11 protein-coding genes are annotated in these 10,593 nt (G+C 68.4%); 5 read left to right on the top strand and 6 right to left on the bottom strand.

The features are described from left to right. Together VGV37_RS07885 and VGV37_RS07880 are read left to right on the top strand one after the other, a co-directional pair. Positions 1-1,645 (top strand): DUF6600 domain-containing protein (locus tag VGV37_RS07885; RefSeq protein ID WP_326879100.1); only part of this gene is annotated, 1,645 nt, incomplete at its 5' end. A 253-nt stretch (positions 1,646-1,898) separates the two neighbouring features. Continuing rightward, positions 1,899-2,612: a haloacid dehalogenase type II gene (locus tag VGV37_RS07880; RefSeq protein WP_326879099.1), complete on the top strand. Its 714-nt coding sequence runs from the start codon at positions 1,899-1,901 to the stop codon at positions 2,610-2,612. A 19-nt stretch (positions 2,613-2,631) separates the two neighbouring features. Here the strand turns inward: VGV37_RS07880 and VGV37_RS07875 are convergent, their stop codons facing one another. Beyond that, on the bottom strand, positions 2,632-2,862 hold the full coding sequence (locus VGV37_RS07875; RefSeq protein WP_326879098.1) for a hypothetical protein: 231 nt from the start codon (positions 2,860-2,862) through the stop codon (positions 2,632-2,634). Positions 2,863-2,972: 110 nt separating this feature from the next. Between VGV37_RS07875 and VGV37_RS07870 the strand changes: the two genes are divergently transcribed. Further along, positions 2,973-3,860, top strand: coding sequence for a pirin family protein (locus tag VGV37_RS07870; RefSeq protein WP_326879097.1), 888 nt, complete (start codon positions 2,973-2,975; stop codon positions 3,858-3,860). Between the two features lie 135 nt (positions 3,861-3,995). Here VGV37_RS07870 and VGV37_RS07865 read toward each other — a convergent pair whose 3' ends face one another. The 4 genes from VGV37_RS07865 to VGV37_RS07850 form a co-directional block, all read right to left on the bottom strand. After that, positions 3,996-4,697 (bottom strand): creatininase family protein, encoded by a 702-nt coding sequence (locus VGV37_RS07865; protein ID WP_326879096.1) that lies wholly within the window; start codon positions 4,695-4,697, stop codon positions 3,996-3,998. 16 nt (positions 4,698-4,713) lie between these two features. Next, positions 4,714-5,724: an alpha/beta hydrolase gene (locus tag VGV37_RS07860; RefSeq protein WP_326879095.1), complete on the bottom strand. Its 1,011-nt coding sequence runs from the start codon at positions 5,722-5,724 to the stop codon at positions 4,714-4,716. Positions 5,725-5,811: 87 nt separating this feature from the next. Next, entirely contained in the window at positions 5,812-6,000 is a 189-nt protein-coding gene (locus tag VGV37_RS07855) for a hypothetical protein (RefSeq protein WP_326879094.1), read from the bottom strand. 129 nt (positions 6,001-6,129) lie between these two features. Next, complete coding sequence (locus VGV37_RS07850; protein ID WP_326879093.1) at positions 6,130-6,336, bottom strand: cold-shock protein; 207 nt, start codon at positions 6,334-6,336, stop codon at positions 6,130-6,132. A 348-nt stretch (positions 6,337-6,684) separates the two neighbouring features. On the opposite strand from VGV37_RS07850, the gene VGV37_RS07845 reads away from it, so the two are divergent. Both VGV37_RS07845 and VGV37_RS07840 read left to right on the top strand, forming a co-directional pair. Beyond that, positions 6,685-7,683, top strand: coding sequence for a hypothetical protein (locus VGV37_RS07845; RefSeq protein ID WP_326879092.1), 999 nt, complete (start codon positions 6,685-6,687; stop codon positions 7,681-7,683). 71 nt (positions 7,684-7,754) lie between these two features. Beyond that, positions 7,755-8,189, top strand: a complete 435-nt coding sequence (locus VGV37_RS07840) for a hypothetical protein (RefSeq protein WP_326879091.1) — start codon at positions 7,755-7,757, stop codon at positions 8,187-8,189. Between the two features lie 7 nt (positions 8,190-8,196). Here VGV37_RS07840 and VGV37_RS07835 read toward each other — a convergent pair whose 3' ends face one another. Then, positions 8,197-10,392 (bottom strand): tetratricopeptide repeat-containing diguanylate cyclase, encoded by a 2,196-nt coding sequence (locus tag VGV37_RS07835; RefSeq protein ID WP_326879089.1) that lies wholly within the window; start codon positions 10,390-10,392, stop codon positions 8,197-8,199. Positions 10,393-10,593 lie beyond the last annotated feature (201 nt).

Genomic DNA, 10,593 nt, shown 5'->3' with positions numbered 1-10,593 from the left:
CGATCGCATGCATCGGTTCGACCATCCGCCGGCACGCCAATACGTCTCGCCGCAGGTCGTGGGCGCCGAGAATCTCGAGCAATACGGTACCTGGCAGACGACGCCGCAATATGGCGCGGTCTGGATGCCGAGTTCGGTGGCCGCTGATTGGGCGCCCTATCGCGAAGGGCATTGGCGTTGGGTGGCGCCCTGGGGCTGGACCTGGGTCGATGACGAGCCCTGGGGTTTCGCGCCGTTCCATTACGGCCGCTGGACGCAGTTCGACGGGCGCTGGGGCTGGGTCCCCGGCACGGTCGTCGAACGGCCGGTCTATGCGCCGGCCATGGTTGCGTTCGTCGGCGGCGAGCCGGGACCGCGCCCTGGCGTCGGCATTGCGGTCGGCATCGGGATCGGCGTGGGGATCGGTGCCGCCATCGGCTGGGTGCCGCTCGGCCCGGGCGAGGTCTATCGTCCGCCCTATCGCGTCAGCGAGAACTACATCCGCAACGTCAACGTGACCAACGTGTCGCGGACCGAGATCAACAACATCACGGTCAACAAGACGGTCAACGTCACCAACGTGACCTATGCGAACCAGCGGGCGGTGACGGTCGTCAATCACGACGCCTTCGTCAACGCCCGGCCGGTGCGCCAAGCGGCCCTGCCGGCGGCGCAGGCCGCGACCTTTACCCATCCGATCGTGGCGTCCGCCGGCACGGGCCGGCCGGGTGCGGCGGCGCCCGCCGCCGCCCTGCCGCAGCCGACGGCTGCCAGCCGGGTTGGCGCCGAAGCTGCGGCGCGGCCGATCCAGGCTCCGCCGCAGGCCAAACTGCAGATGCCGACGACCCATATGAACGGGCAGGGGCATGTCGTGCCGACCGCGGTGCCCGCACCCGCGGCGACCGCCGGTCGGCCGGGCCCCGCCGGGGCGGCAGCCCCCAACGGGGCGCCGCAGCCCCATGCGCAGCCTCAGGCGGCGCCGCAGCCCGGTGCCGCCCATCCGACGGCCGTGCCGCAGCCGCATCCGATGAACCAGCCGGCCCTGCAGCCGAACGCCGTGCCACAACCCAATGCGGCGGTCCCGCATCCGGGGGTCCAGCCCAGCCCGGCCGCGCCCCATCCGATAGCGCAGCCCAGTCCGGTCGCGCCGCATCCGGGGGCCCAGCCCAGCCCGGTCGCGCCCCATCCGATAGCGCAACCCAATGCGGCGGTCCCGCATCCGGGGGTCCAGCCCGGCCCGGTCCCGCATCCGGGGGCGCAGCCGGTTCCGGGGGTGCCGCATCCGACCGCCGTACCGAATGCAGCCCCGCAGCCCAACGCGCTTCAGCCTCATGCGGTAGCCCCGCCCCGTGCCCCGGCGCAACCGGCTGCCGTGCCGCATCCGCAGGTACAGCAGCGGCCGCAGGGGCAGCCGCCGGCACAGCCTCACCCTCAGGCTGCGCCCCAACCCGTTCCCCAGCAGCACCCTCAGGCGGCTCCGCAGCCCCATCCCCAGGCAGCACCGCAGCAGCAGCGCCCGGCGCCCCATCCTGAGGAAAAGAAGAAAGAGAATCCGGCGTCGTTCCATCAGCCGGCCGGCCATCCGGTCGCGCCGCAGCCGGCCCGTGCCGCGGCCCGACCGGCGCCGCAGCGGCAGCCGGAGCACAAAGAGAACAAGCCCGCGTAGCGGCCGGAATTCTTCTCGGCATGGTGACAAGGGGCCGTCGGGGGATCTTTCCGCCGGCCCCTCGGCGCCCTTACCCTCCCGGCCGAAAAGCCGGTCGGAAAGACACCGCAGCCCCGCGGCCCAATCCCCTGCTGGCCTTGATTGCCCTGGCCCCGTTCGTGATAGATGGGCTGGTCGGCCTGTCGCTCAGGTCACCGGCGCCACTCGCCGACATGAAGGCCCGCGATCGGCGGTCCGAATCCAGGAGGCGCGAATGACGCCCGACGACATCGAAGCCCTGACTTTCGACGTGTTCGGCACGGTGGTGGACTGGCGCAGCGGCATCATGCGCGAGAGCGCGGCAGTCGGCACCCGCCATGGCTTCGCGGTCGACTGGGCGCAATTTGCCGATGCCTGGCGTGGGCGCTATCAGCCGCTGCTGTCCGACGTGCGGGACGGCCGCCGACCCTGGGTGCCGCTCGACCAGCTGCATCGCGAAGGGCTGGAGCAGGTACTCGCGCAATTCGGCATCGCCGGCCTCGGCGAGGCGGAACTCGTCGATTTCGTGCGGGCCTGGCATCGGCTCGATCCCTGGCCCGATGCGGTTGCCGGGCTCGAACGGCTGCGGCGGCGCTATGTCCTGGCCACCCTGTCGAACGGCAATGTCAGGTTGATGGTGAACATGGCGAAGCGGGCCGGCCTTCCTTGGGACGCCGTGCTCGGCGCCGAGGTCGCACGCGCCTACAAGCCGTCGCCGGAAACCTACCTGACCGCGGCACGGATGCTCGACCTGCCGCCGGCGCGATGCATGATGGTCGCGGCCCATTATTACGATCTGACCGCGGCTCAGAGTCTCGGCTTCCGAACCTGCTACGTCTGGCGCCGCGACGAATGGGGTACGGGCGAAAAGCACGATCTGCCGGCCGACCATGGCCTCGACCTGGTGGTCGAGGATTTCGGCGAGCTGGCAGATCGGCTGGGACTCTAGTCGGCGGCGCTACCCCCGGTCAGCGGCGAGGCCGGTCGGTCGTGTAGGGAGCTGGCGCCGCCACCTTGGGCGGGGCCAGTTCGGCCTCGAGCTCGATGATCTTGGCCTTGATCGCGGCGCGCGTGGCATCCTGGGCCCGCAGCGGCAGCATCTCGAGCTGCTGCTTCAATTGGCGCAGCTGCTTCTGCTTTTCCTCGGGCGTGCGGCGGATCGGGCGATTGCCGGTCAGCTGGTTGTCGAAGGCACGCATGGTCATTCCCCCAAGTCCAACAAAGCGCGCGAGATTGCCCGCGAGGGCCGGCTGGTGCAACCATGTCGTTCGAAAACGGAGCGGAATCGACGGTCAGGGGAGCGGATGGGATGAGCGGATTGCTGGAGCCGGACGGCCCGGTCGAGATGGTGATCCTGGGCCGCGCGCGAGACCTGGGCGGGTTCGAGGTCAGGCGCGTGCTGCCGTTCGCCCAACGCCGCATGGTCGGACCGTTCATCTTTCTGGACCAGATGGGGCCAGTCGATTTCGCAGCATCGGCCGGCCTCGACGTGCGCGCCCATCCCCATATCGGGCTGTCGACGGTGACCTATCTGTTCGACGGCGAGCTGACGCACCGCGACTCGCTGGGCACCGAGCAGGTCATCCGGCCGGGCGACGTCAACTGGATGACCGCCGGCAGCGGCATCGCCCATTCCGAACGCACGCCCGCGGCGCTGCGGCCCGGCGGAACGCGGCTCTACGGCATCCAGTCCTGGGTGGCCCTGCCGGCCGCCGTCGAGGAACGGACGCCGCATTTCGCCCATCACGGCAAGACCGCCCTGCCGGTCGTCGAGGGCGAGGGGCTGCGCGTCAGGCTGATCGCCGGCGCGCTCTACGGCGCCCGGTCGCCGGTCGCCACCGCCTCGGACCTGTTTCATGCCGACGTCGCGATGGAGCCAGGTGCCCGGCTCGACATCCCGGCGGACTGGATCGAGCGGGCGGCCTATCTCGTCTCGGGCGCCGTCACCATCGAGGGGCAGGCGTTCGAAGCCGGCCAGATGATGGTGCTGAAGCCCGATGCCCGGATCATGGTCGTGGCGATCGCAACGAGCCGGCTGATGCTGCTGGGCGGAGAGCCGCTCGAAGGCCCGCGCTACATCTGGTGGAATTTCGTCTCGAGTTCGAAGGACCGGCTCGAGACGGCCAAGGCCGACTGGCGCGGCGGCCGGTTCGGCGCGGTGCCGGGCGAAAGCGACCCGCTGCCGCTGCCCGAATAAGTCACCCGATCGCGCGACTGGTTACGGTTCGTCAACGGTGTCCGGATAGATCTGCGCCCACGGGACCGAACGGTGCCCGGAAACGGCAGCACCTTCAGCCAGCACTTTCTCGCACGGCGCGCACAGCATCTTTCTTCAAAGCCAGCCATTCTCGATGAGATCCTGGGTCTCCTCGACGGCCACCTTCCAGATTGCCAGCATTTCCCGGTCCGGGCGGCCATAGCGGCCGCCATAGTTGCCATCGCCCAGATAGGCGCGCGCGGCCTCCGGTGCCATCAGCCTCAAACGCTCCGGATCGATCATCGGCTTCGCCCCCTTGGGCACCGGTTCGCCCAACACGCGCGTCCAGGGGAAATTTTCCATCCAGGACGCGTGAGAGGCGATCGGATCGGTCGCCTGGACCTGGGCCCAGGTTCGCGGCGCATTCCACCAATTATGCAGGCGCACCTGGACCTTGGGGTGCGTCGCCAACCATTCCGCCAGGAAGCCCAGGACCGGCGCGTTGCCGCCATGGCCATTGACGATCAGGACCCGCCTGAAACCCTGCCCCGCCAGGCTGTCGAGCACGTCGCCGACCAGCCGGAGCATGGTCTCGACCTTGAGCGAGATCGTGCCGGGATAGGCGCGGAACGTGGGCGTGATGCCGTAGACCAGGCCTGGAAAGACCGGCACGCCCAACGGCTCGGCCGCTTCGAGCGCTACGCGTGCCGCCAGGATGATGTCGGTGGCGAGGCTCAGGCCGGCATGCTGCTCGGTGCTGCCGATCGGCAGGACGGCGCGGTCGTCGCGGCGCAGATAGCTTTCGACCTGGCGCCAGGTCATGTCGGCGATACGCATCGGACCGGTGTCTCCCTTAGGCAGTCAGCGCCTGCGCCAGAAATGGCAGGCTCTCGTCCATGCGGTAGTCGATCGAAGAATGATTGTCCGGAAATTCCTCGTACCGGTGCAGGATCCCCCGCCGCTCGAGCTTGCGGTGCAACTGGCGGGCGCCGAACACCAGATTATACTGGTCGTCCGTACCGCAATCGATGTAGAGCGCTTTCAGGCCGCGCAGGTTCTCGCCAAATTCGTCGGCCAGGTTGACCGGGTCCCAGGCCAGCCAATTCGCCCAGCGTTCGGCGATCCGCTCGCCGGTCGCGAGATCCACCGGCAGGCGGATGCCCAGGAACTGGCTGGGATCTGGATCATAGGTCGCGGCCATGGCCAGGATCATCAGCACCTTGACGTCGGCATCGGCCGGCTTCGGTGCCGCCTCGAAATGGGCGATGAATTTTTCGATCGACCGGTCGTGCTTGCCCAGGTGCCGGATCGACTCGAACAGATCGCCCAGATAACAGAGGTCGAAGCCCATGTCGCCGGAATGGCAGGCGGCGGCGGCCCAGATATCGGCGTGACGCAGCGCATGCACGATGGCACCGTAGCCGCCCGAGCTCTTGCCGAACAGGCCGCGCCGGCCCGGTCCCCCACAGCGGAACCGATCCTCGACCGCCGGCAGCATCTCGTCGATCAGGAAATCTTCCCAGCGACCCATGGCAGCACTGTTGACGTACTGGTTGCCGCCCAGGCGGGTGAAGCAGTCCGGAAAGGCCACGACGACCGGCGGCATGGCGCCCGTCGCGATCAATCGGTCGAGCCGCTCCGGCACGTTCTCGCCGAAATTCTTCCAATTGACGTGGGATGGGCCGCCGCCGGTGAAGCCGACGATGTCGACCAGCAAGGGCAGGCCGCTGCCATCATGGCCGGCGGGAACGTAGACCGGTACGGCACGCTCAGTCGGGTCGCCCAGAAGATTTCCGGCGAGCGCCTGGCTGGCGACGGTCAGCGGATGGATCGTGCCTCGGGCGACGGCCCGGTCTTTGTGCATGGGGGCTCCGGGACGGGTGCAGGGCACTTCATCCTGGGCCAGACTGGGGGGCGGTGTCGACGGGGTCGGTTGCCGCAGCCCGAAGGGTCAGGCGAGCTGGCTCTCGCGCACGACGCGCTCATGGCCGTCGAGGACGCATTTGATGCGATACTGGTTGTCTTTGCCGTCGGACGGCAGACTACGCACGACCAGATAGGCGCCGCGCTTGGCAGCTCGGTCGAACAGGCTGGGCGTGTAGTTCACGGCCTCGCCCGCATTGAAGCGATACTGCTGCATGGAAAACTCGCTGATAGGAGAAAAGCTGGCGCCAGGGGCGTCGGCTCTCGGGACGGCGAGCAGGGTCTAGACGGGGTCGTCAGGTGCGGTGCCGCCGACGAATCGGCGACACCGCGAATCCTTTTAGGCTTATTCGGCGACGAGATTAACCGCCGACGTCTTGCCCTGCTGGCCACGCTCCAGCTCGTAGGTCAGCTTCTGACCTTCGTTGAGCGAACCGAGACCGGCGCGCTCGACCGCCGAGATGTGAACGAACACATCCGGCCCGCCGCCCGTCGGCTCGATGAAACCATAACCCTTGGTCGAATTGAACCACTTCACAGTGCCACTGGGCATGCTGCTCTCCACGTAAAATCGATAGAAGTTCAGCCCACGGAAATGCAGGCCGATTCGAGTTCATTCATGGAGAACCAAGTCTTACGCCCTGTAGAAGCGGTCGGATCGGGCTAACGCAGAAAAGAACCGAAGCTGCTCATATGGGGATGCCTGAGGAAATAGGCAAGAAGATTCGTTTTTTTGACGCGATTCAGCGTGTTTTTTCGCGATCGGTCGCCGAGGACGCAGCCTGGCACGAGCGCCGACACCATCGCAGAGATCGGCCGAAACGCAAGGGAGGATTAACGGTCCGGGCGCATACTGGTCGGTCGGGGCCGACCGCCCGACGCACCTTCGAGGACCGAGCCCATGTGGGCCAGACATCTTCCCGGCACCGGCGACAGCGGCGAGACCGGGGCTTTGCGCACCGGACGATCGCACGGCGCCGTGGGGCTTGGCGTCGGCATCGTCGATATGTCGCCGATCCGCGACATCGGTCCCCGATGCGAGGCGGCGGGCGATCTGCTGCAACGGCCGGCGTGCCGGGTGATCGGCACGCTGCTGCGCAGCTTGCTCGATGAGCTCTGCGCCTCGCCGCTCGAACTCCTGACGGATGACGCCTGGTCGCCTCGGCTGCAGCCGCACGAGGCCCTGATCGCCGCCGCCGTCCGCAAGGTGGCGTCGATGCAAGGTGGTGGCGCGCCCGATGGACGGGCGGCGATGCTCGAGCGCCTGGTCGGCGACACGCGCCGCCGGGCCCGCGCGGTGGCGACCCGGATGCTTTGCCCGCCCGGTCTGGATGCGGGCGGGCTCGACGTCCTGCTGGCGCGCGTCCGTGCGCTGGGCGGTGCCGATGGCGCGTTCCTGGCTCTACGCGCCGTGGCGCGGCACCTTGTGGGCGCCGAAACGGCTTTGGCCAAGATCGACATGCTGCTGGACCTCATGGTGCCCGCCCTGTCCTTGGCGGGCAGGGCCCTGGTCGACCGCTATCTGGCCGGCCTGGTCGACGGATCGGCGACGGCAGAGGCGCTGGTCGGCGACCAGGCCGATTTCGGCGATACCCTGCTCGCGCTGTCGCGCCTCGCCATCGGCGTGCCCGCGGACGATGGCGGCGATCGGGCTCGCAGGCTTGCCGTGCCGCTTTCCGCCGGCCTGCTACCCGACACGGGCGATGCGCTGTGGGATCGGATCACTGCCGGCCTGCTCTCCCATCGCCCGCTCGCGCCCGGGGGCCAGGCCGCCTGGTCGCAGTTGCAGTGCCTGGATCGTGCGCTGCAACTCACCGCGCCGGATAATCGTCGGCCCCGCTTGGCGGCGGCTGTCGCGGCCCGGAGGCTGGCGCTGCGCAGAGCGGCCGATCGTTCCTAGCGGGCGATCCCGGTTGAGTCGCCTGTCGAAAGCTCGGTATGCTGGCGAACAACTTACGGGCATCGACGGCCATGTTGTTCGAGCCTCACGGCGACATCCGATTTTCGACCGACGGGCGGCTGCATCTCGTCGAAGTCCGCGGGCCCTGGAACGCGGAACTCATCGACGCCTACCGTCGAAGCTCGACGGCGACGGTCCATGATTTTGCCGCTGCCGGACCGTGGGCCGCGATCATCGTGACGCGGGGCAGCACCATGTTCACCGACGATGCGGAAGCCGAGCTGCGCGCGATGCTGACCGATCCGGGCCGGACGCTCAACCGGGTCGCCGCCTGCTACGTGATCGGACCGGAGGTCGAGGGCTATCGCCTGTGCGATGGGATCCTGCGGAATGTCTACGAGCCGACGAGCCCTTTCGAGATCTTCGACTCCCTGCCGCCGGCGCGCGCGTGGTGCGAGCGACTGATCGCGGCGGCACGAAACGCCGGGGTCACCGGCGCCCTTTGAGCCCCGATCATCGCGCCGAAGCCGGCGTCCCGTTCGGACATGCGGCCGGCTCGACCCGGCTCCGTTCGCCGACCACCCGGTTGCGTCCTTCGCGCTTGGCCCCATAGAGCGCGGCATCGGCCCGGACCACGATTGGTTCGATCGCGTCGTCACCCGGCCGAAGCGAGGCGACGCCGAAGCTGGCAGTGACGTCGAGCCCTTCCATCCCGCCCGGGGCGTTGATCTCGATCGACGCATCGGCGATTGCTTCGCGGACCCGTTCGGCCAGATGATGCAGGTCTTCGAGCGGGGCGCCGGGGATCAGCAGCACGAATTCGTCGCCGCCGAGGCGCGCGATGAAATCGCTGGGCCGCAAGATGGCGTGCGCGATTTCGACGACCCGTTGCAGCACGCGGTCGCCGGCGCCGTGGCCGAATCGATCGTTGGTCTGTTTGAAATGATCGATGTCGATCATGACGACGCCGAGCCGCGTCCCGTCGCGACGTGCACGGGCGATCTCGGCCGCAGCGCGCTCGGCGAAGTGCCGCCGGTTGCCGACCCCGGTCAGCGGATCGAGCAGGGACAGGCGCTCGAATTCGGCGCGCCGCCGTTCCAGCTCCGCCTGGGCGTCGCTCAATTTCATGAGCGCGGTTTCCAGGGCGTCGGCCCGCTCGGTTTCCGCGCGCACCAGCTTCTCCGAATGCAGGGCCTCGACGCGGGCCGTTTCGGTCTCGTGGCGGATCTGCAGGACGAGCGTCCGGTTGGCCGCCTTGCGGTGCCCCTCGCGCCGCTCCGCCGCCACGGCCTGTTTCAGGTAGTTGAGGCCGCGAACGGTATATCCGGCCGCCTCCCAGGCGGTGGAAAGCTCCATCAGCAGATCGACGGGCGCCTGCCAGTCGTCGACGGTCGCGCCGATCGCGAGCGCCTTTTCCAGGTAGTGCACCGTCGCCGTCGGCTCGCGCATTCCGGCCGGCGGCGCAAGCGCGTGCCGCCGATGGATCTCCGCCAGCGCGCGACAGAGGTCGATCTCGGCCGCCTCGACCCCGTGTGCCGTCGCGGCGACCCGGGCGTCCTCGATCCGTTCCAGCGCTTCTTCCGCCCGACCCGCGAGCGACAAGGTCTGGGCGGCACCGATCAGCGCGGTCGAAAGCCGTTCGTGATACTGCTCCGTGCGGAAGATCCCGATGGCGATCTCGAAGGCGGCGAGCGCCTCGTCCGGAAGGCCGAGTGCCAGCAACGTCTTGCCGAGTACCCGGTGCGTGACACCCTTGTTGGTACCGGCCGGGAACAGATCATAGAGCGCAATCGCTTCCTGCAGCACCTCGCGGCTGCGTTCGAGCTGGCCCAGTTGGCGAAGCAGGTCGCCCAGCCGGGTGATCGAAAACGCCAGGACCGACGGCCAACCCGTGGCACGGGCCGCGACATACTCGCGGTCCATCCATTCGGCGGCGGCATCGAGATCGCCCAGCTCCTGCAGGTACCAGCTGGCATTGTCCGCGATCGCGATCGCATGACGGACCAGTCCGGCCGCCTCCGCCCGCTGCCGTGCCCGCGCGGCGCACAGCAAGGCCTGCGCCCACTGGTTGCGGGCCCGATGGACGACGGCGCGGGCGGACAGCAGCACGGCGGCGACCGCCGGATGCTCCTGCGCATAGCTGCCGGATCCGGTGCCGTCGTCCGGCCCGGGCGAAGCCTCGCCATCCCACGTGTCCAGGGCCCGTTCGGCGGCGCGGACGTCGCGGTAAGCCAGCATCAGCAGGATCCAGGTTTCGGCGATCCGTCGGCGCAGCGCGTCATGGCCACGGCTATAGTGATCGCGTGCCTGCTCGGCGTTCTGGTGGGCGCCGACCGCGATGCCGCAGCTGAGGTGGAGCAGATGGACGACAAGCGCCGAATCGCCGAGGCCGATCGGATCGTCGATCGCGGTGAACGCCGCGTCCGCGCGGGCGAGCCGGGCACGGGCCTCGTCGAAGCGGCATTGCAGAACCGCGATTTCGGCGCGCACGAGTTCGAGGCGCGCCGTGACGCGCAGGTTCCGGGTATCGGCAGGCGTATTGTGCAGAAGGGCCGACGCCTCATCGGCGAGCGCGATGGCGCGGGCGGAGTCCCGTTGCCGCAGGTACCACGCCAGTATTTCCAAGGTCGGCAGGCGATCGGCTCCTGCGAGCGCCGGCAGTGCCGCCTCGTGGCGTGAGACCTCGTCGTCCAGGGCATAGAGTTCCATCGACGGTTTTCCGAGGTATGGTTTTCGATCAACCTGCAATAGACGGAAAATCACGACATTCCTTGTGGGGCAAATCACACAAGGAGAAAAGTACTGTGACCAAAACTATGCTGCAGTTTCTTGGCAATGACCTATAGAAATTCGCGCTATTCGCAATTTTATCATGTTGCCGGCCGACTGTGTCATGGGCGCGGCGCGGGC

Source organism: Aliidongia sp., from assembly GCF_035943795.1.
Classification (GTDB): Bacteria; Pseudomonadota; Alphaproteobacteria; order ATCC43930; family CGMCC-115725; genus Aliidongia.
This window is presented reverse-complemented; position numbering and strand designations above follow the sequence as displayed.